Here is a 20736-nt window from a genome sequence, read left to right on the forward strand (position 1 = left end):
TCAGCCCTCCGCAGCTTGGTTGCGATGGCGAAACAGCGGGGTCGCCGCCTGCGACGCGATGTCGGAAAGGTCAGGGGCGGCGCGGCGGGATCCGAAGACCGGGATGGCAACCTCGGTCCCCGGTTCCGCCTCCCGTAGGTGTTCAGCGGCGCGCTCAGGCGCGGGACCAGATACTTGCATTTGACCTGCCGCAGCGTCAGGGCGGGCCTGCGCGCCGGATGCGCCCTGCACCTCGATTGCCTGTTCGGCAAAATCGTGACAGGCGGCGATCATCAGTTCCAATTCGCCCGAGATTTCCCGTGCCTGCCGCACGAGATCGTGCAACTGCCGCCCCGCCCCGTCGGACCCGGCCTTGGCCTCGGTCAGGGCCGATTTCATCTCGTCCACCTGCGTGGACAGCACCGCGATGGCGCCACCGATGCCCTGGTCGAAACTGGTCAGGCGCGACAGCCGCCGCGACAGGATCATGCAGTAGAACGCCGCGCCGAAACTGGAGAAAAATAGCAGGATGTCAGCAGCATAGGTCACAAGGAACATCATTCAGTTCACCACGAATTGAGTCACGAGAAGGTCGCTGACCCGGCCTGCGCCGGTGACGACCTGGATGCGCCGCAAAAGCTGGGCGCGGATGCGGGCAAGGCTGGTCGGGTCGGTCAGTTCCGACAGGTCGATGACCCGCAGGTAACTGTTCAGAACGTCCAGGACGCGCGGGCTGAGATGCGCGACCTCGGCCTCGTGTTCGGGGGCGACCTCCAGCTCGGCGGTAAAAATCAGATCGGCGCCGCTGATCTCGGACCCCAGCGTGATCACCACCGTATCGAGGGGCACGAAGGCGACGTCGACGGGCACAGCCTCGTGATGCCCACTTTCGCCATGATCGCCACCCGCCTCCGAGGCGTGAGTACCCCCGTCCTCCTCCGCGGCCGAATCGGGCCCGAACGGACCGCTGGTCACGGCCCAGAATCCGCCCCCGCCTGCCGCACCGGCCAGCACCAGCCCAAGCAGCAGGGGCAAGAGAAGTCCGCGTTTCTTCTTTGGGCTTTGGCTGTCGTCATCCTGCGCCATGTCGATTCCGGTGATCACGTTACGTTCTTTCCCGTGATACCGCCTCAGCCCTAACGGTTTGTTAATCGCCGCCGAGGTATCACCTCCCTCGAACGGGCCAGAATGGTCGTGGAGGGATACGGAACGTGATGAACACGCTGACCGGTTTTTGGGATGCGCTCGACACCCGCAGGCGCGCCTTTCTGATTGGCGGGGCGGCGGCCCTTCTGGTCGTGGTCCTGATCCTTGTCCGCCTTGTCGGCGCGCCGTCTTACGCCTTGCTCTACTCGGGTCTCGACCCCGCCGCGGCGGGTGAGGTGGTGGAGGCATTGGAGGCGCGCGGCGTCCCCTATCGCATCAGCGGCGACACGATCGAGGTGGAGGCGGGCCAGCGCGACGCCCTGCGCATGGCCCTGGCCGGCGAGGGGCTGCCCGCGAACGGCCCGCAGGGCTATGAATTGCTCGATTCCCTGTCGGGGTTCGGCACCACGTCGCAGATGTTCGACGCCGCCTATTGGCGCGCGAAGGAAGGTGAACTGGCCCGCACGATCCTTGCCAGCCCGCGGATTCGCGCGGCGCGGGTGCATATCGCCAACCCCTCTGCCGACCCGTTCCAACCCGTGCAGGACGTCACGGCCTCGGTCGCGATTCGCCCCGCCGCGGGCGGCCTCGCGCCCGGTCATGCGCAAGCTTTGCGGTACCTGGTGGCATCCTCCGTTCCGGGCCTCAGCCCCGAGAATGTCACCGTGATCGACGCCGATTCGGGCCAGGTCCTCGGCGGGCAGGACCAGGTGACGCCCGCTGCCGATGCCGCCGGTCGCGCAGATGCCCTGCGCTTGAACATCGAACGCCTGCTGGCCGCACGGGTCGGGCCGGGCAACGCGGTGGTGCAGGTCTCGGTCGAGTTGGACACGGCGCGCGAGACGATCCTCGAACGCCTGATCGACCCTGACAGCCGCGTCGTCATCGCCACGGAAACCGAGGAGCGCGAAAACGCCACCCGCGACGGCGGCGGGGCCGGTGGCGATGTCACCGTCGCGTCGAACCTGCCCGATGGCGATGCCGCCGAAGGCGACGGATCCTCGGCGCAATCCACCGAAACCCGCGAGCGGGTGAGTTACGACCTGTCGGAAACCCAACGCGAGGTGGAACGCGAGCCCGGCGCGATCCGCCGCATCTCGGTCGCCGTGCTGCTGAACGGTGTGCCCGAGATCGGGGCCGACGGGGTTGAGCGCCTTGTGCCACGCACGCCCGAGGAACTCGCCGCGCTGGAGGCCCTGGTGCGCTCGGCCGTGGGCTATGACGCGGCGCGCGGCGACAGCGTGACCATCGACTCGATGGCTTTCGACGCCTCGGCGTTGACCGGGCTGGAGACGGCCAGTTTCACCGACCGGGTCAGCCTCGATCTTGGGCGTGTTCTGCAAAGCATCGTTCTGGGGGTGGTCGCCCTGGCCATCGCCTTTGGTCTTCTGCGCCCCCTCCTGCGCGCGCGCGCCGCGGAGGAGGAGCCGTCCGCCGCACCTGCCCTTGCTGGTGCCGGCATGGCCGAGATGGCCGGTGCGCCGCTTGGCGTTCCGGCCCCCGCCCAGCGGACCGATCAGCCCCAACTTGCTGCCCCGCTCGATCCCGCGGGCGGGGCGGCGCAGTCCAACCCCGGACAGGCCGGGGGTTTGTCCGCGGCGGGCCTGTTGCCGGCCGCTCCGAATCTGACGGCGCCCGAGGCAGATCCGCTTCCGCTCGATCCCGTCGAACGCCTGCGCCGCCTGATCGAGGAGCGCGAAGAGGAAACCGTCGAGATCCTGCGCAGCTGGATGGAAGAGGATGAAGAGGAGGTCCGCCCATGACGCGCGCCTTGTCCTTGCCGGATTTCGATGAGGTGGACGGCGCGGCCCAGCCCGTTGCCCAGACGCAGGAGCCCACGACGCCCGAGGGTGCGGCCTCCGAGGAAGACCGGCTGGCGGTTTTCGAGCAGGGCTACCGCAGCGGCTGGGACGATTGCCTTGCCGCCGAAACCGAAGAACGTGGCCGCATCGCGGCGGACCTGGCCACCAACCTGCGGGACCTCTCCGCCAGCTACGAGTCCGTTCGCGCCGATGTGCTCTCCGCGCTCGGTCCCCTCTTCGACGCGGTGCTGTCGCGCCTCTTGCCCGAGCTGGTGGCCGAGGCTGTCGCCCCCGTCGTGCGAGACGAACTGCTGCGCATCGCGCAGGAGGTCAGCGCCGCCTCGGTTGACCTGGTCGCCGCGCCCGTGGTGGTGCCCCGGCTGGAAAACCTTGTCGCACAAATCCCCGACCTCCGAATCCGGCTGCGGCCCGAGCCCGCCTATGCCGAGGGGCAGGTCTCGGTCCGGTTCGGCACCGAGCGGCGCGATGTCGACCTGTCCGGGGCGGCGCAGCAGATGGCCGAGGCGATTCGCGATTTTACGGACGGGCTGACCCAGCATGCCCCGGTCGCGGAGCCGTTGCCCGACATTGAATCCCAGAAAGGAGCCGCCTGATGACCACCGCCTTCGACCCAATCGCCGCCACGCGCGCCAAGGCCCTGCACGGGCTTCCCATCGAGATCCGCGTCTGCGTCGGGCGCGCGCGCCCGCGGTTGGGAGAGATGATGTCGATGGCGCCCGACACCGTCCTGCCTCTCGACAGCCGGATCGAGGACAAGGTGGGGCTCTATGTCGGGGACAAGCTCATCGCCGAGGGTGACCTGGTCGAGCTTGACGGGGATCGCGCCGGGCAACTGGCCGTCCGCATCACCGGCCTGCCGGATCGCGGCGATGCGCCGGAGTGATCGTCTGTTTCCAGCGCTCCTGGCGCTTGGCGTGGTCCTTTTGCCGGGGGGCGCGGTGGCGCAAGAGGTGACCCTGACCCTCGGCGAGGGCGGGGAGTTGACGGCCCGCGCCTTGCAACTGATCGCGCTGATCACGGTGCTCAGCCTCGCGCCCGGGCTGGCGGTGATGATCACCTGCTTTCCTTTCGTGGTCACGGTCCTGTCGATCCTCCGGCAGGCGCTGGGGCTGCAGCAATCGCCGCCCAACATGCTGATCGTCAGCCTGGCGCTCTTCCTGACCTATTTCGTCATGGCCCCCGTCTTCGAAGAGGCCTACCAGGTGGGGATCGCGCCCCTCATCGCCGGCGACATGCCCCCGGAGGAGGCCTTGTCCGCTGCTTACGCGCCCTTTCGCGGCTTTATGCTGAACCGGGTCGACATGGGCACATTGGCCAGCCTTGCCGAGTTGCGCGAGGTCGATCTGGCCGCGGCCGAAGGCTCCGCCTCCGAGGCGTCGATCCTGATCCCGGCCTTCATGCTCAGCGAGGTCGAACGCGCCTTCCAGATCGGGTTCCTGATCTTTTTGCCCTTCCTCGTCATCGATCTGGTCGCGGCGGCGATCCTGATGTCGATGGGGATGATGATGGTGCCGCCCGCCATCGTATCCATGCCGTTCAAACTGGCCTTCTTCGTCGTGGCCGACGGCTGGGCGCTGATCACCGGCGCGCTCGTTCGCAGTTACTTCTGACCTGAGAAAAGGCGACCCCCATGGCCGATCCCGCCCCGACCCAACGCACGACAAGAGACGAGAAACTCAGCGCGCTGGCCGCGCTTCTCGGACCCGATGGTCTGGCACGATTGCGGGCCACGGGGCTGGGAGAGGCGGGGCCGCAGCCCGATGTCGACCCCGACCGCCTGGCCTGGCATCAGAACCGGCTGTTGCAACGGCTGCGCGCGCGCCTCGAGGCCGCGCCGGACCGCGAGTTGCCGCGCCGAGAGGTCCCGCTTGCGACCCCCGCCGCCAATCCCAACCCAGCGTCGCGCGGCCCCGCGCAGCCCCGCGCGCCGATGCAGGCAAATGCCGGTCTGGATGCCCGCATCGCGTCCGCGCTGGATGTCGATCGCCTCTGTGATGAGCACCCGGCGGTGATCGCGCAGGTCCTGCGCCAGCAGGATCGCGCCACGCGCGTGCGCACCTTGCGGAGCCTGCCCGGCCATGTCGCGCGGGCCGCCGTGCGCCGATTGCGCGACCTGTGAGCCGCCCCTCTTCGGGTCGTCGCCGGGCCTTCAAAAGATTTGGGGACGGCGGCTAGGACCGGGATGGAGCGGGTCCGGTGCCGCCCGTCGCCCGTGGCCCCGCACCGCGATGCTCAGCGGACGATGAACTCTGCATGCAAAGCGCCGGCCGCGTCGATACTCGACAAGATGTCGATCATCTCGCGCGGCGAGACCCCAAGGGCATTCAGCCCCGCCACCACTTCGGACAGCGACGTGCCGCCGCGCAGTTCGGCAAGGCCCGTCCCCGCGTCTTCCTCGATCGCCGCGCCGGTGCGGGGCAGGATGACCGTCTCGCCCTCGGCGAACGGGTTCGGTTGCACGGCGACAGGCCGTTCCTCGATCCGCAGGGTCAGGTTGCCCTGCGCCACGGCGACCCGGCTGATCCGCACGTCTTCGCCCATGACGATGGTGCCCGAGCGCTGATCCACCACGACGCGGGCGCGGGTTTCGGGTTGCACCAGGATGTTCTCGACCCGCGTCAGGGCATGGGCGGGCGAGGGCGTGCGTGTGGCGCCGATATCGAGCAGCACCGTCCCCGCATCCAGCATCGCCGCGACGCCACGTCCGAACTCATGGTTGATCGCCGCCTCGATGCGGGCGGCGGTGGTGAAATCCGGGCTGTGAAGGGCGAGGCGCACTTCGGTGAGAGAGGCGAATTCGAACTCGATCTCGCGTTCGATCCTTGCGCCGTTGGGGATGACGCCAGCGGTCGGAACGCCCTGCACCACGCTGGCCGCGTCCCCCTCGACCGAAGCGCCGCCCGCGATCACCGCGCCCTGGGACACGGCGTAGATCTCGCCATCCGCGGCGGTCAGGGGGGTCATGACCAGCGTGCCGCCAAGCAGGCTGTCGGCATCGCCGATGGCCGACACGGTCACGTCGATCTGGCTGCCCTGCCGGGCAAAGGGCGGCAGGACCGCCGTCACGATCACCGCGGCGACATTTTGCGGCCGGAACTGTTCGCCTGTCACGTTCACGCCGAGGCGTTCGAGGATGTTTACCATGATTTCCTCGGTAAAGGGCGCGTTGCGGATGCCGTCGCCGGTTCCGTTCAGCCCCACAACCAGCCCGTAGCCCACAAGGTCATTGCCGCGCACACCGTCGAACTCGACCAGGTCCTTGATGCGGATCGGGGTCGCCAGCGCCGCGCTGGCGCAGGCACAGATCAGGCTCAGGGCAAGCAGGAGGCGGGTCATCTACAGGTACTCCGACAGGGACAGGCGCGAGAGGCGCGCGGTGACGAGGTAGAGGCTTTCCAGCCGCTGGCTCAATTCCTCGATCTCCGAGGCGGTGCTGTAGGGATCGGCTGCGGTGATCCGGCCCTGTTCCAACTCGAGGCTGCTGCGGGTCGCCTCGGTCCGGACGCGGGCGGCGTCGAGATGCGCCTCGGCCGTGCCAAGATTGGCGCGCAATTCGATCAACCCGGTCTCGCCCAGTTCCAGACGCCCGGCCGCAGCCTGGGTCAGCTCGCGGCGCGAGGCCTCATCCGCCGGGCCATGGCCCTCGGCGGTCAGCGCGGCGAGGGCCAGACCGGCCAGGGTCGTGCGAATGGCGTCTTCGCGCGCGGTTACCCCGGCCTCGACCGACTGGCCTTCCTCCAGCAGGACGGGGGGCGGGTCGCCGCCCCCGCCCTGCCAGGCGAAACTGTCATAGCCGCCGCCCGTGTCGCTGAACCACGCATCGATCTCGGCGATCAGGGTGGCCGCGTCGGGGGCCGCATCGGCGATGGGGCGGAGCGCGTCGAGGATGTCATCGGCGGGCCGCAGCGCGGGTTGATCAGGGCGGTCGCCGGAAAACAGGCTCTGACCGGCAACGCGGGTATTCAGGCTGGACACCGCCATCTCGAACCGGTCGGGCGCATCGGCAAGCCGCAACTGCAACTCGCCCGCCGCACCCGAGTTGCTGACGGCGAGCAGACTGGGCCCCAGCCCCTCGATCTCCGCCGAGAGGCGCTCTAGCGCGGTCTGGCGCCCCTGCGCGGCAAGCGTCGCCTCTGCGATGCCGGTGGCGAAGGTCTCGGTCAAGCGCAAGCGGTGCATGACGTCGGAGAGCGCCGAGAAATCGCCGCCGGTGGCTTGGCCCAGATCCGACACGCGCCCGGTGGACAATTCAGTCGTCAGCCGTTGCAGATCGGCTTTCAACCCCGCGCTGTCGCGGCGAAACAGGTGGTATCCGGCGGCATCGCCAAGGGTGGTCAGGCTCATGCGCCGATCCTCATCAATTCGTCGAGCATCGCCTCGGCGGTCTGGACCACGCGGGCATTGGCGGCGAAAACCTGTTCGATCTGCAACAGGCGCTGCATCTCGGCATCGGTATCGACACCGCCGGCCAGTTCCGCCTGTTTCAGGGCAGATTGCCGGGCGCTGGCGTGGCTTTCATTCGTCTCGGCGGTCTGACGCGCCAAACCGGCAAGGGACAGATGGTCGGACACGAGCCCCGAGAGGGAACGCGCCGCGCCCGAGAAGCCGCCTGACGCGGTCGGGCGAAGCTCGGACAGGGCATCGAGTTGCGCGGTCAGGAAAGTCGCATTGCCGATCGCGCCTTCGGTCGCGGCGCCCAGACCGTCGCGCAGGCGCCAGACCGCGCCGCCCTGATCCGGGTCCACGGCGGCGTTCAGGCGCAAGCGGCCGGCAAGGCCGACCTCGTCCGCGGCGGTGACCGGGACACCGGCATCGGTGAACAGGCTCGCGGCGCCGCTGGGGAGCGTCGTGTCGAGACCGGGGGCCTGTAGCCGTTCGGCGAGGTCGCGGGCGACCGCATCGATCCGGGCCTGCGCATCGGTGCCCCACGCATCCCGGACCGCGAACAGCGCCGCCAGCTCGCCGCCTGCAAGGGCGGGGGGCGTGCCGTCGAGGCGCAGGTTGCGCCCGTTGATCGTGAGGCCCGAGAGGGTGCCATCGGTGCGGGTCATGTCCGGGGCCATGACCGCGACCGGGGTGAACCCCAACTGCGCGGCCTGCCCATCGACCAGCGCCTCGCCATCCTGGCTGTAGAGGTATAGCGCCGCGCTGCTGTCGCGGCGGGCCTGAAGGGGGATGAAGGGCGCGATCTCTTCAACCAGCGCGTTCTGGGCGTCGATCAGGGAGGCGGCCTCGCCCCCGCCGTCCTGCGCGGCGCGGATGCGGGTGTTAAGGTCGGCGATCTGTCCGAGCGCGCCGTTGATCGTGTCGACCGCCCTCGCGATCGCCGTATCGGCCTGCAGACGCTCGGCCTGGATGCCGTCGGAAATGGTGTTGATCTGGCCGGCCAGGGCAGCGGCGGCTTCGACCGCGGCGGACAGGTGCGCCTGGCTGTGCGGGCTGTTGGCGGCGGCGGTCAGGGTGGCCTCGAAATCGGCCAGCCGGGCAGAGAGGCTGCCGGACTGGTCCGGCGTGCCGATCAGGGTTTCGAGGCGGGTCATGAACCCGGCCTCGGTGCCCAGTGCGGAGAGTTCGGCATCGGCCAGTCGCCGCTGGCCGAGAAGGACCATATCCTCGGTCCGCAGGATGCCGCCGATCTGCGCGCCAGAGCCCGCGTTTCCGGTCACGCGCGAAGCGATCTCCAGCCGGCGCACGCCGTAGCCTTCGGTCATCGCGTTGGCGATGTTGGACGACACGACATCCGCCGAGCGCCCGGCCACGGTCAGGCCGGAGAGCGCGTTGGACAGGGTGGAGGAGATGCTCATCGGCGGGTCCCGGCAGGCAAGGGGCGCGGATCAGCGCTTCATGTTGGTGGTTTCCTGCAGCATTTCGTCCACCGTCTGGATGATCTTGGCGTTCGAGGAATACGCGCGCTGGGTCTGGATCAGCTGCGTCAGTTCGGCGGCGACATCGGTGGCCGATTCCTCGCGCGCGTAGCCGACCATCTCGCCCGTGGGTCCATCGCCCGCGTCCCACAGGAAGGCCGCGCCGCTGTCGGCGGTGATGGAATAGGTCTGGTTGTCGTGTGCCATCAGCCCGTTCATGTTCGGCACGTCGACCACGGGGATCTGGTAGATCACGCGGGTCATGCCGTTGTCGTAGATCGCGTGGAGCAACCCGTTGGCATCGACCTCGACCGTGGTCAGGTCGCCCACCGGCGAGCCATCCTTGACCACCGGCGCGCGCGAGAAGGTATCGGAGAGCTGCGTCAGCCCCCCGGCCTCACCCGGCACCCCGATCACGAGTTCCATCGGGCCGCCATCGACGGTCAGGGCGAGGGTTCCGGTCACCGGATCGAACGGGCCGCCCGAGATGGGCGTGACGGTATCGAGATTGCCGCCATTGCCGCGCGCGTCGTCGAAGGTGACGGTGTATTCGCCGATCACCGCGCCATCGCTGGCAGAGTCGCGGATGACCATGGTCCATTCATGGGAACTGCCCGTGGCGGGCACGGTCGGGGTAAACTCGATTTCCAGAAACTGGGAGGTGCCCAGGTTGTCGTAGTATTCCGCCGACATCACGAAGCTATCGCCATCGCCCCCGGCCTCGGTCGAGGTGGCGGGCAGGTTCACCGACAGTTCCATCCGGGTGGTGGGGTCGCCGATGAACTGGTTGGTGTTGAGCATGATCGGTTCCAGCCCGGCGAAGGTGTCGCGCGGGTAGGCGGGGATCGAGCCATCGGCATTGGCGGGCCAGCCCATCAGCACCTCGCCCGTTTCGGTGCGCAAAATGCCTTCGGCATCGGGGCGGAAGGAGCCGGTGGAGGTCAGCATGACCGGCAGGTCGTCGCCATCGCCGTTCAATGCCGCGGCCGATGTGACGGGCAAAAGACCCCGGCCCCCGATGGCGATATCGGTGGGGTTGGTGGTGGAGACCAGCGTGCCGCGCTGGTCGATCATGCGCGAGACGGTCGCGCGCACACCGCCGGCGGAATAGCTGCCGTCCGATTGCATCACGACCATCGAGTGGAAATCGGCCACCGCACGCTTGTACCCATAGGTGCCGGCATTGGCGATGTTGTCGGCGATCGTGGCCAGCCGGCTGGCATTCACGGTCAGGCCCGCCACCCCGGAATTGAGCGAGGAGGAAATCGTCATGTCATGCGCCTTTCTGCTGCATTCGGATTTGGTCCAGACTGCACCGGAGAAGTTAAATCGCCCCTAACAGATCAAATTTTGTCTATTTCGCCCGGATCAGAGGTGGTTGCGGATCAGAATGACCTCGATCCGGTCGTTACGGACCTCCATCGGGTCGTCGGTGATCGGCTCCCGGTCGGCATGGCCGGTCAGGCGGGCGATGCGGCGCGCGGGCAGGCCGCCGGTTTCCAGCATCCGCCGCAGGGCCTGCGCATGGCTGATCGACGCCTGCCACCGCGTTTCCGAGGCGATGACGATGGGTTCCGAGGTGACATGCCCGGCGATGCCCACAGCGTTCGTGACCGTCCCGAACAACTGGGCCATCACCGCCGCAAGGCCCGGCAGCCACGGCGCCGGATCGCCCGTGCGCGGATCGAACAGTGGCGCGCCGGGGCGCGAGAAGATCTCGATGATAAGGCCCTCGTCGGTCAGGCGGCTGTTCACATGGGCCAGGGCCAGTTCGCTGACCATGCTGTCGCCACCCTGGCCCATCAGCGCGTCTTCCAGTGCCTCCAGCGCGGCAATTTCGCGTTGCGCGTCATGGTCCGTGCCCTGCAACCCGAGCGCTTGCCGCCCCTCGGTCGGGCGACGGTTGGTGGCGCCGGTGCCGTTCTGCGCGATGGTGGTTTCGGAAAACACGCTGTCGCCGCCAAAACTGCCGTCGCCGCCGCCCGAGATCCGGCTGATCGGAACCGTCGGGCTGAAATAGTCGGCGATGCCCTTACGCTGCTGTTCCGTGGTCGCGTTCAGCAGCCACATGAGCATGAAGAAAGCCATCATCGCGGTGACGAAATCGGCATAGGCGACCTTCCACGCGCCGCCGTGGTGGCCGCCGCCCGCGACCACCTTCTTGCGCTTGATGATGATCGGGCGCTGGTTGCTGCCATCCGCCATGCCGGCCCTCCGCAAGGGTTTTGGCCTGTTTAGCGGGCAATCGTGAAAAGGGGCTTAATGCGCCGTGACGGCGGCACGAAAAACGGCGCCGCCCGGTGGGGCAGCGCCGCTGGTCGTTCGGATGGGCAAGGGTCTGCCCATCCTCCTTTTTTGTCAGCCGATGATCGCGTTCAGCGTGGTCGAGGGGCGCATCACCGCGGCCGTCTTGGCTGGGTCGGTGTGGTAGTAGCCCCCCAGATCGGCGGGGGCACCCTGGGCTGCGGCCAACTCGCCAACGATCGCCTCTTCACCTTCGGCAAGCGCCTTGGCGATGGGGGCGAAATGCGCGGCAAGATCGGCGTCCTCGGTTTGCGCGGCCAAGGCCTCGGCCCAGTAGCGGGCGAACCAGTAGTGGCTGTCGCGGTTGTCGGGCTGGCCGACCTTGCGCCCGGGCGAGCGGCCATGGTCGAGGATGCCCTGCGTGGCGGTTTCCACCGCCTCGCCCAGCACGCGGGCCTTGGCGTTGCCCTTGGCGTCGGCGAGGAACTTGAAGCTTTCGCCAAGCGCGCAAAACTCGCCAAGGCTGTCCCAGCGCAGGTGGTTCTCGGCCTGCAACTGCTGCACGTGCTTGGGGGCCGAGCCGCCGGCGCCGGTCTCGAACAGCCCGCCGCCCTGCATCAGCTTCACGATCGACAGCATCTTGGCCGAGGTCGCCAGTTCGAGGATCGGGAACAGGTCGGTCAGGTAGTCGCGCAGCACGTTGCCGGTGATGGCGATGGTGTTCTCGCCCTTGGTGATCGTCTCGAGGCTGGCGCGGGTCGCTTCGCGCGGGGCCATGATCTCGAAACGGTCGGCCACGCCCTTGGCTTCAAGGATGGGCTTCACCATGGCGATCAGCTGCGCGTCATGGGCGCGGGCTTCGTCCAGCCAGAAGATCGCGCGGTAGCCGGTGGCGGCCTGCCGTTCGATGGCGAGGTTCACCCAGTCCTCGATCGGGGCCTTGCGCGCGCTGGCCGAGCGCCAGATGTCGCCCGCCTGCACGCTGTGCTGGTGCAGGACCGTGCCATCGTCGAGGATCATCTTGACGGTGCCGTCCTCGGGGATCTCGAAAGTGGTGGGGTGAGAGCCGTATTCCTCGGCTTTCTGCGCCATCAGGCCGAGGTTCTGCACGGTGCCGGCGGTGGCCGGGTTCAGCGCGCCGTTTTCCTTGAAGAACTTGATCGCCTCGTCATAGACCGGGGCGTAGGAATTGTCGGGGATGACGCAGTTGGCGTCGGCCTCTTTCCCGTCGGGGCCCCAGCCCTTGCCGCCAGCGCGGATCAGCGCGGGCATCGAGGCGTCGATGATCACGTCCGAGGGGACGTGCAGGTTGGTGATGCCCCGGTCGCTGTCGACCATGTACATTGGCGGACGCTCGGCCGTGACGGCCTCGATGGCGGCCATGATCTCGGGCTCGCCCTTGACCCGCGCCAGCAGGTCGCCGAGGCCGGAATTCGGGTTCACGCCGAGCGCCTCCATCTTGTCGCCGAACTGGTCGAAGACGGGCTTGAGCCACTGCTTGACGGCATGGCCGAAGATGATCGGGTCCGAGACCTTCATCATCGTGGCCTTCATGTGCAGCGAAAACAGCGTGCCCTCGTCCTTGGTCTTGGCGATTTCATCGGCCAGGAACGCGTCCAGCGTGGCGGCGCTCATGTAGGTGGCGTCGACGACGGTGCCCGCGGGGTAGGAGACGCTCTCCTTCAGCACGGTCTCGCCCGAGGCGCTTTCCAGGACGATCTTCGCGGTCGCGGCTTTGTTCAGCGTGGCGGAGGTTTCGTTCGAGAAGAAGTCGCCACCCGACATCGAGGCGACGCGCGTCTTGCTGTCAGATTTCCACTCGCCCATGCGGTGCGGATTCGCTTGCGCGAATTTCTTGACGGCGGTAGCGGCGCGGCGGTCGGAGTTGCCCTCGCGCAGGACCGGGTTCACGGCCGAGCCCTTGATCGCGTCATAGCGCGCGCGGGCCTCTTTCTCGGCGTCGGTCTGGGGCGCCTCGGAGTAATCGGGCAGCGCGTAACCCTGCGATTGCAGTTCCTTGATGGCGGCGACCAGCTGCGGCACCGAGGCCGAGATGTTGGGCAGCTTGATGACATTCGCCTCGGGTGTTTTCACCAGCTCACCCAGTTCGGCGAGGTCGTCGGACTGGCGCTGCGCCTCGGTCAGGTTCTCCGGGAAAGCGGCGATGATCCGGCCCGCGAGGCTGATATCCTTGGTGCCGACCGTGACGCCCGCCGCATCGGCGAAGCGCTGGATGATCGGGAGGAGGGAGGCCGAGGCCAGTTCAGGCGCCTCATCGACCTTGGTGTAGATGATGTCGGGGGTGTTCTCTGCGCTCATCGGATCCATCGTTCCATTGTTGCCGGGCGGCGGAGAATCCCGCCCTTCCTTCGCGGTATGCCATAGTACACCGAACCGGCTGGGTCCATGCCCTATCGCAGCGTCAGACGAGGCGAGTTGCCGCGCCGGACGCTTTGCTTCTGTTGCAAGCATGTGTCCCTGTCGGAACGGTTGCAACACTTTCTGAAGGTGGGAAAGTGGTGCCGGTGAAGGGACTCGAACCCCCGACCCCATCATTACGAATGACGTGCTCTACCAGCTGAGCTACACCGGCGTCTTTCGGACCGGGCGACTGCCCCGTCCCGCTTGACCGCGCCGCTTTTAGCAGATGCGTTTGCGGCGTCAATCGCGTCTGGCCGTTCCCGTGACGCTTTCCTGAACAGGCCGGGAATCGGGGGCGGTCCTTGTTCGGGCCGCCCCTGCCTTGGTGGTTTCAGCCGCGGGCTTCGGCCGGTTCGGCCTCGACCGTTTCCGCCTCTTCGGGCGTATCCGTGGACGCGGCGGGGGTGCCTTCCACGACCTCGGCCTCATCCGCCGTGTCCTCGCGCCGATCTTCCAGCGCGCCGACGATCAGCGGCAGCATCTGGGCCGGACCGGCCAGTGCCGCGTCGGATTGCGGGGCCTCCTGCCAGCTCAGCGTGTCGAAGCTTTCGCAATTCGCACAGACCGGGCGCCAGTCGGCGTGGACATGGCCGCATTTCTCGCAAGTCCATTGCGGCCCGCGCGAAGCGGTGACGGCCTTGGCAAGCCAGGCACGGACCACGCGGTCCTCGCCGCCCTGCCCGCGCTCGATGGCCGCCATGATGGTCAGCGACCGGGCGGTCGGGTTGGTTTCGGCCAGATCCCCCAGCGCGCGACGCGCAGCGGGGAAATCCTCGGCGGCGATGTGCAACTCGGCCTCGAGCATCTTGGTCTCGGGGTCCCTGGGATGCTTGGCCAGAAGCGGGCGGAACCGCTTGAGCCGCTGGGCCGGCGTTTCGTCCGGCGCGATGGCGGCAAAGGCCGCGGCGAGGTCGGGGTGCGGCCCCGTCTCCCACGCCTTGGTCAGGATCTTGGTGGCAATGCGCGGCTTGCCGTCGGAGATGGCCAGACGGGCGGCCATGACCGCGGCAGGCACAAGGCCGGGGGCCATGGTATTGGCCGCGTTCGCCTCGCGCGTGGCATCGGCCACCTTGCCTTCCGCCATGGCGTCGCGGGCATGGGCCAGCGCCAGCACCGCGTCACGCCGCTTGTGCAGGTCGCGCGGGATGTTGCCGGCCTTGAGCGCATTGGCCAGCGTCTGGCGCGCGCCCTGCCAATCCTCCGACCGCGACTGAAGCTGCAGCAACGTCGTCTGCACCTCTTCGTTCTTGGGGCGCAGCGCCAGGGCGCGCTTGGCGAGTTCCAGCGCGGTGTCGGTCTCGCCATCTTCAAGCTTCTGCTTCATCAGCCCGCGCACGCCGACGAAGCGGGTGCGATCATCTGTGACCAGCGCCTTGTAGGTGTCGGTGGCGAGCTTGCGGTCGCCCACCATCTCGGCCCCTTGCGCCACGACAAGCTTGGTCAGTTCCGGGCGGCCAAGGTATTTCTCGGCGCGTTCAGCCTTGCGGATGGCCAGGCGACCCTCCCCGGCGGCCAGCGCCATCATGCCCTCGCCAAGGGCCTCGTAGCCTTTGCGCTCGGACCGGCGGTCGAAATAGCGGCTGATGGCGGTTTCGTCGCCGTTGAGGAATTTCAGCGTGGCGATCAGCAGGCCAACCAGCTTGAACAGCAGCCAGACCGAGATCAGCAGCGCCAACGCGCCGAGGATCGCGACCAGCGGCGTCAGAACGAATTCGCGCCCCGCGACGGTCAGGACGGCGGTGTCCTGCAACTCCGTCAGGTAGCCGACGCCCAGCGTCAGCAGGCCCACGATGGCGATGAAGATCAAGACTTTCAGCAGAGACCAGAGCATTGTGCGGCGTCCCTTCTCAGTTGCTGCCGGCGAGCGCGTCGGCGACGGTCACCAGCGCCGCGTCCACCGCGGCGCGCGTTTCGGCCTCGGCCACCCAGCCGGACATCTCGGCCTGTGCCCCTTCGGGCAGGGCCGAGATTTCTTCCAGCGCGGTACCGAACTCGGCCCGGTCGACCGCGGCCTGGGCGCGGGACAGGACGGCGTCGGGATCATCCCCCTCGCGGGGTTCGATCGAGCGTCCCCCGACCTGCCCCTGAAGGAAGGCGGTCACGCGTTCCATCGTGCCTTCACCTGCCGTTTCGCGCAGGGCGACGGGCAGGGCGGCGCGGGCGGCGGAGGGGAAGCTGTCCTGCAACTCCTCGACCGTGGGCACGCCGGTTTCGGCATTCGCGGCCAGCGCCTCGGGCACCTCGGTCGCGGCGGCGATGGTGTCGATCGCCTCGGCATAGGGGTCGCCGGTGGCGATGGCGTTGCGGATCAGACCAAGCGCGGATTCGGCCTCGGCGGTGGCCAGCACCGCTTGTGCCTGGGCCTCGGCCTCGGCGATGGCGGCCTGTGCCTCGGCCTCGGCCTGCGCGGCGGCCTCTTCGGCGGCGGCGCGTTCGGCTTCGATCCGGGCGGCTTCCTCTTCCTGAGCGCGCAGCTGCTCTTCAAGCTGCGTCACCGCTTCGGCAGCGGCGGCCACGTCGTTTTCGACATCGCCCGAGAAAAGCGGGCGCTCTTCCAGCGTGGTGACGCGAGTGGCGATGTTTTCCAGAGCGGTCGCGGTTTCATCCAGCCGGGCGCCAAGTGCGCCGATCTGTTCGGTGACGGGCGACAGGTCCACCTCGGGGGCGGAGGCCGAGGCCAGGTCGCCCACCTGCGCCTGCAGCGCGGTCAGCGCTTCGGATTGCTGGGCGATCAATGTCTCGAGCTGGCTGGTCGCCTCATCCCCGCCGGACGTGGGCAAAAGGCCCATGTAGCTTGCGCCATAGCCAATGCCGGCGGCGACGATGCCACCGATAACCAGCGGCACGAAACCGGGTCCGCGGCGTTCGACCACGGTGGCCGGGGCGGGTGCGGGGGGCGGCGTTTCTTCGACAGTCGTCTCGGCCTCGCCTGCAACGGTGTCTTCGGCGGTGTCGCCCTCGGTCGTCTCGGCATCGGTCACGAAATCCGCGCCGGCCACCGACTCTGCGTCGAGCGTGTCGTCGCCTTCGCCTGCGGTCTCGTCCGTTTCGGGCGTGTCGCCCTCTGCGGCGACCGTGTCGGCGTCGGGCGTCTCCGCCTCGGCGGTATCACCCTCGGGCGTCAGTGTCTCGGCCTCGGATGCCGTGCTGTCCGGGTCGATCGTTTCGGCTTCGGGCGTCTGGGCCGCATCGGACGCCACGATCTCGGCGTCTTCGATGGCTGTGCTGTCCTCGCCCGGGGTCAGCGTTTCGCCCTCTTGCGGGTCGAGTGTGACGCTGTCCTGTCCTGCGGCGCCGTCAGTCACGCTTTCTTCGAAGGGGTGCGTGTCGTCACCCGTGCTGCGGTTGCTACCAGAGCTTTTCGATGATCGTCTCGCCACCACCTATGTCCTTCTCCCTAGCGCGCCCAAGTGTCTACCTAACCTGACACTCGGCGCGAGTCAGCCAAAATCAGCGTTTCATGCCCCGCATCTGGGGGCTACGCGCCAATCCGTCGCGCGATTTCCTCCAGAATAGCCTCCGCATTCGGAGATTCGGCAACGTCTACACCGGATTGCCACGGATCGGGCAGGGCGTCACGGGCCGCGTCGCTGATCGCGATCAGGGTGAGTCGCGGTGGACGGTCGCCTGCCGCCTTGGCCAGCAGTTTAGCAGACCGAGGCGAAAAGATGGGCAGGATCGCGCCCGCCTGCCGCAAGGCCGCGAGGAAAGCCGGGTCCGGCATGACGGCGCGCTGGTCGTATACGGCGGCCTCGTGCACCGCGATCCCGGCCTGTTCCAGCCGTCCGGCAATGTCACCGCGCACATGGGTGCCGTGCAGGTGCCAGATCGGGCCTTCGGGGCGTTCGTGGGCAAGGCGCGCGACAAGATCGTCGGCGGTTCCATCGACCGAGATCGGTAAAAACCCCGCCTTTTGCGCCGCCAGCGCCGTGCGACGCCCGACGCACCAGGCCACGCGATGCGCCCCCGCCCCGGCCTGCGGCACCGCGTTTTCCGAGGTGAAGATCAGCGTCCGCGCCTGTGCCGCCTCGGGCGGGGCGGTCAGCGGCACCACCTCCATCAGCGGCGCGACCACCACCTCGACCTCGCCCAGCCGGTCCCGCAGGGCGCGGGCAAAGCGCTCCGACTGCGGCTTCGGCCGCGTCAGCAGGATCAGGGGCTTAGCATTGTCAGGCATCGGGCAGAGTGTTACCTGCCTTGGCCCAGCAACACAAACGCGAAGGCCCGGTCCGGCCATGTCCACCCCGCCCCTGATCCTCGGCCTCGAATCGAGCTGTGACGACACCGCCGCCGCCGTCCTGCGCGGGCCGGGCGATGCGCCCGAGCTTCTGTCCTCGGTCGTGTCCAGCCAGACGGACCTGCACGCGGCCTTCGGCGGGGTCGTGCCCGAGATCGCTGCGCGGGCGCATACGGAAAAGCTCGACCTGATGGTCGAAGAGGCGCTGGACGCTGCGGGCGTATCCCTAACCGATATCGACGCGATCGCGGTGACGAGCGGCCCCGGGCTTATCGGCGGTGTTCTGGCGGGCGTCATGGCGGCCAAGGGGCTGGCCATGGGATTGGGCAAACCGCTGATCGGCGTGAATCACCTTGCGGGCCATGCCCTGACCCCGCGCCTGACCGATGGCGTGACCTTTCCCTACCTGATGCTTCTGGTTTCGGGCGGGCACTGCCAATTCCTGCGTGTCGATGGCCCCGAAGCCTTCAGCCGCCTTGGCGGCACCATCGACGACGCCCCCGGAGAGGCGTTTGACAAGGTGGCGCGCATCCTTGGCTTGCCGCAGCCCGGAGGCCCCTCGGTCGAGACGGCGGCGAAGGCCGGTGATCCGGCCCGTTTCGCCTTGCCGCGCCCGTTGATGGATCGACCCGGCTGTGACCTCAGCTTTTCCGGGCTGAAAACCGCCGTGATCCGCACCCGCGACCAGATGACCGAGGCACAGGGCGGGCTGACGGAACAGGACCGTGCCGACCTCTGTGCCTCGTTCCAGGCGGCGGTGGCGGATGTGCTGGCGGGCAAATCCGAGCGTGCGCTTTCGGCCTGCGATGGGCTGACCGCCTTTGCCGTTGCCGGGGGCGTGGCGGCCAACCAGACCCTCCGCGCGCGCCTGACCGCCGTGGCCGAGGTGGCGGGTGTGCCCTTCCTTGCCCCGCCGCTGCGCCTGTGCACCGATAACGCCGCGATGATCGCCTATGCCGGTCTGCTGGCCTTCGAGGGCGGGCGGGTGGACGACATGACCCTGTCGGCCCGCCCGCGTTGGCCCCTTGACCGGGTTGCCGCGCCCCTGATCGGATCGGGAAAGAAAGGGGCCAAGGCATGAGCGCGCCATTGATGATCTACGGGGCAGGGGCGTTCGGCACGGCGCTGGCCATCACCTACGCGAATGCGGGGCATCCGGTGACGCTTTGGGCGCGCGAGGGCGCGGAGGCGATGCAAAAGGCGCGCGAGAACATCCGCCGCCTTCCGGGGGCGCCCTTTCCGGCGGGCCTGACAGTGACCGACGATCCGGCCACCGACGCCGAGATCGCCCTGCTGGCCCTGCCGACGCAATCGCTGGGCGAATTCCTGTCCACGCATCGTCCGAGCACACCGAATCTTGTCTCCTGCGCCAAGGGGATCGACCGGGCCACCGGGCTGTTCCCCACGGCCCTGATCGCGCAGGCCGCGCCCGGAACCACGCCCGCGCAACTCACCGGCCCCAGCTTTGCCGTCGATATCGCCAAGGGGCTGCCCACCGCGCTGACGCTGGCCTGTGCCGACGACGCCCTGGGCGAGGCGCTGCAACACGCGCTGTCCACGCCTGCGCTGCGGCTTTACCGGACCACGGATGTCACTGGCGCCGAACTGGGCGGGGCGCTGAAGAACGTCATTGCGATCGCGGCGGGGGCGGTGATCGGCGCGGGGCTTGGCGACTCGGCCCGCGCGGCCCTGATCGCGCGCGGCTTTGCCGAAATGGCGCGCGTCGCCCGCGCCGCCGGGGCGCGGGAAGAGACGCTGACGGGCCTGTCCGGGCTGGGCGACCTGATCCTGACCTGTGGCTCCGAGAAATCGCGGAACTTTCGTTTCGGCGTGGCGCTGGCCCATGGTGAAACCCTGCCCGAGGACGTGACGGTCGAGGGGCTGCATACCGCGCGGCAGATCGCGTCGGACCCCGCGTTGGACACCCCCATTGCCGACGCGGTTGCGGCGATGGCCGACGGGCGACTTGACCTTGCCACCGTTCTCGACACCCTTCTGTCACGCCCCCTGAAACCGGAGTGACCCCGATGCGCTTCTGGCTGTTCAAATCCGAACCTTCGACATGGTCCTGGGAGGACCAGGTCGCCAAGGGCGACGCTGGCGAGGAATGGGATGGCGTCCGCAATTATCAGGCACGCAATTTCATGCGCGAGATGGCGGTCGGTGACCGGGGCTTCTTCTACCATTCGCAGAAGGAAAAGGCGGTGGTCGGTATCGTCGAGGTGATCGCCGAGGCGCATCCTGACAGCACCACCGACGACGACCGCTGGGAGTGCGTGGATATCAAGGCCATCGAAAGCCTGCCCACCCCCGTCTCGCTGGACCAGATCAAGGCGCGCGAGGACTTGTCCGAGATGGTGCTGGTGAACAACTCGCGCCTCTCCGTGCAGCCGGTGACCGAGGCGGCGTTCAAGACCATCTGCGCGATGGGCGGCCTTTGACCGGATAAAAATGGAGGGTCCCGACCGCCGGGACCCTCCACCACCCACACACGATTTGCTCGCTCCACGTGTGTTCGAATGTCGGGCCCGTCATCCTGACCGGGCTAAGCGAGACCTACCGCATCACTCCGGCGCGTTACAAAGGAAATGAAGCTCGGATTTTCGCGGTATTTGGCGTTAATCCCAGCAAAAGGCCCGCCGTTTGGGCGGGCCTTGCCATTGAACAGGGCGGCGGGCCTCAGCCGTAGACGCTCTCTTTGCCGAAATGCTTGGTCAGCATGTAGTAGACGACCGCGCGATACTTGTTGCGCTCGGATTTGCCGTAGGTCTCGATCACGCTGTTGATCGCGTCCATCAGTTCGGGGCCATCGGACAGCCCCAGCTTCTTGATCAGGAAATTGTTCTTCACGGTTTCCAGCTCATGCTCCTGACTGCCGGCGACCGTCGAAGCGTCGGCGTCGTAAATCGCCGGGCCGCAGCCGATCGTCACCTTGGTCAGCAGGTCCATGTCCGGCTCCATGCCGCATTTGTTGCGCAGATCGTCCGCGTAGTGAGCGATCAGGTCGTCACGCTTGCCCATC

20 protein-coding genes and 1 tRNA gene are annotated in these 20736 nt (G+C 68.0%); 8 read left to right on the plus strand and 13 right to left on the minus strand.

Translation table 11 applies throughout. The features are described from left to right. Both KUV65_RS10620 and KUV65_RS10625 read right to left on the minus strand, forming a co-directional pair. Positions 1-540 carry a DUF6468 domain-containing protein gene (locus KUV65_RS10620; RefSeq protein WP_222190385.1) on the minus strand — a complete coding sequence of 180 codons (540 nt, stop codon included), beginning with the start codon at positions 538-540 and terminating at the stop codon, positions 1-3. Next, complete coding sequence (locus tag KUV65_RS10625; RefSeq protein ID WP_222190387.1) at positions 541-1083, minus strand: flagellar basal body-associated FliL family protein; 543 nt, start codon at positions 1081-1083, stop codon at positions 541-543. 110 nt (positions 1084-1193) lie between these two features. Between KUV65_RS10625 and fliF the strand changes: the two genes are divergently transcribed. From fliF to KUV65_RS10650, 5 genes are read left to right on the plus strand one after another with little or no spacing between them, the layout of a single operon-like run. Beyond that, positions 1194-2888, plus strand: a complete 1695-nt coding sequence (gene fliF, locus KUV65_RS10630) for a flagellar basal-body MS-ring/collar protein FliF (RefSeq protein WP_222190389.1) — start codon at positions 1194-1196, stop codon at positions 2886-2888. After that, positions 2885-3541 carry a hypothetical protein gene (locus KUV65_RS10635; RefSeq protein WP_222190391.1) on the plus strand — a complete coding sequence of 219 codons (657 nt, stop codon included), beginning with the start codon at positions 2885-2887 and terminating at the stop codon, positions 3539-3541. Before fliF ends, KUV65_RS10635 begins: the two co-directional genes overlap by 4 nt. Further along, positions 3541-3831, plus strand: coding sequence for a FliM/FliN family flagellar motor switch protein (locus tag KUV65_RS10640; RefSeq protein ID WP_222190393.1), 291 nt, complete (start codon positions 3541-3543; stop codon positions 3829-3831). The genes KUV65_RS10635 and KUV65_RS10640 overlap by 1 nt, the downstream gene beginning before the upstream one ends. After that, complete coding sequence (gene fliP, locus KUV65_RS10645; protein WP_222190395.1) at positions 3818-4558, plus strand: flagellar type III secretion system pore protein FliP; 741 nt, start codon at positions 3818-3820, stop codon at positions 4556-4558. The genes KUV65_RS10640 and fliP overlap by 14 nt, the downstream gene beginning before the upstream one ends. 20 nt (positions 4559-4578) lie before the next feature. Then, positions 4579-5067 carry a hypothetical protein gene (locus tag KUV65_RS10650; RefSeq protein ID WP_222190397.1) on the plus strand — a complete coding sequence of 163 codons (489 nt, stop codon included), beginning with the start codon at positions 4579-4581 and terminating at the stop codon, positions 5065-5067. A 113-nt stretch (positions 5068-5180) separates the two neighbouring features. Here the strand turns inward: KUV65_RS10650 and KUV65_RS10655 are convergent, their stop codons facing one another. From KUV65_RS10655 to KUV65_RS10700, 10 genes are all read right to left on the minus strand, one after another. Next, positions 5181-6284 carry a flagellar basal body P-ring protein FlgI gene (locus KUV65_RS10655; RefSeq protein WP_222190399.1) on the minus strand — a complete coding sequence of 368 codons (1104 nt, stop codon included), beginning with the start codon at positions 6282-6284 and terminating at the stop codon, positions 5181-5183. Beyond that, a complete protein-coding gene (locus KUV65_RS10660; protein ID WP_222190400.1) occupies positions 6285-7292 on the minus strand; it encodes a flagellin in 1008 nt (335 codons plus the stop codon). Beyond that, positions 7289-8752, minus strand: a complete 1464-nt coding sequence (flgK, locus tag KUV65_RS10665; protein WP_222190402.1) for a flagellar hook-associated protein FlgK — start codon at positions 8750-8752, stop codon at positions 7289-7291. Before flgK ends, KUV65_RS10660 begins: the two co-directional genes overlap by 4 nt. 30 nt (positions 8753-8782) lie before the next feature. Then, positions 8783-10084 carry a flagellar hook protein FlgE gene (locus KUV65_RS10670; RefSeq protein WP_222190404.1) on the minus strand — a complete coding sequence of 434 codons (1302 nt, stop codon included), beginning with the start codon at positions 10082-10084 and terminating at the stop codon, positions 8783-8785. A gap of 96 nt (positions 10085-10180) precedes the next feature. Next, positions 10181-11017, minus strand: coding sequence for a flagellar motor protein MotB (locus KUV65_RS10675; protein WP_222190407.1), 837 nt, complete (start codon positions 11015-11017; stop codon positions 10181-10183). 153 nt (positions 11018-11170) lie between these two features. Continuing rightward, the gene (locus KUV65_RS10680; protein ID WP_222190409.1) at positions 11171-13375 is read right to left on the minus strand and encodes an NADP-dependent isocitrate dehydrogenase; all 2205 of its coding nucleotides are present in this window, start codon (positions 13373-13375) and stop codon (positions 11171-11173) included. A 198-nt stretch (positions 13376-13573) separates the two neighbouring features. Continuing rightward, positions 13574-13649 (minus strand) — tRNA-Thr (locus KUV65_RS10685). A 159-nt stretch (positions 13650-13808) separates the two neighbouring features. After that, a complete protein-coding gene (locus KUV65_RS10690) occupies positions 13809-15308 on the minus strand; it encodes a heme biosynthesis protein HemY (RefSeq protein ID WP_222190411.1) in 1500 nt (499 codons plus the stop codon). A gap of 16 nt (positions 15309-15324) precedes the next feature. Continuing rightward, positions 15325-16857, minus strand: a complete 1533-nt coding sequence (locus tag KUV65_RS10695; protein WP_222190413.1) for a COG4223 family protein — start codon at positions 16855-16857, stop codon at positions 15325-15327. A 98-nt stretch (positions 16858-16955) separates the two neighbouring features. Continuing rightward, positions 16956-17654, minus strand: a complete 699-nt coding sequence (locus tag KUV65_RS10700) for a uroporphyrinogen-III synthase (RefSeq protein WP_222190415.1) — start codon at positions 17652-17654, stop codon at positions 16956-16958. Between the two features lie 58 nt (positions 17655-17712). Here KUV65_RS10700 and tsaD point away from each other — a divergent pair, with 58 nt between their 5' ends. From tsaD to KUV65_RS10715, 3 genes are read left to right on the plus strand one after another with little or no spacing between them, the layout of a single operon-like run. Continuing rightward, positions 17713-18795: a tRNA (adenosine(37)-N6)-threonylcarbamoyltransferase complex transferase subunit TsaD gene (gene tsaD, locus KUV65_RS10705; protein ID WP_222190417.1), complete on the plus strand. Its 1083-nt coding sequence runs from the start codon at positions 17713-17715 to the stop codon at positions 18793-18795. Beyond that, positions 18792-19736, plus strand: coding sequence for an NAD(P)H-dependent glycerol-3-phosphate dehydrogenase (locus KUV65_RS10710; RefSeq protein ID WP_222190419.1), 945 nt, complete (start codon positions 18792-18794; stop codon positions 19734-19736). The genes tsaD and KUV65_RS10710 overlap by 4 nt, the downstream gene beginning before the upstream one ends. Positions 19737-19741: 5 nt before the next feature. Beyond that, positions 19742-20155, plus strand: a complete 414-nt coding sequence (locus KUV65_RS10715; protein WP_222190421.1) for an EVE domain-containing protein — start codon at positions 19742-19744, stop codon at positions 20153-20155. Positions 20156-20393: 238 nt separating this feature from the next. Here the strand turns inward: KUV65_RS10715 and KUV65_RS10720 are convergent, their stop codons facing one another. Next, positions 20394-20735, minus strand: coding sequence for a DUF2853 family protein (locus tag KUV65_RS10720; protein ID WP_222190423.1), 342 nt, complete (start codon positions 20733-20735; stop codon positions 20394-20396). Between the last annotated feature and the right edge of the window lies 1 nt (position 20736).

The sequence above is a fragment of the Maritalea mobilis genome (genome assembly GCF_019800885.1).
In the GTDB taxonomy this organism is placed as follows: Bacteria; Pseudomonadota; Alphaproteobacteria; order Rhodobacterales; family Rhodobacteraceae; genus Roseibacterium; species Roseibacterium beibuensis.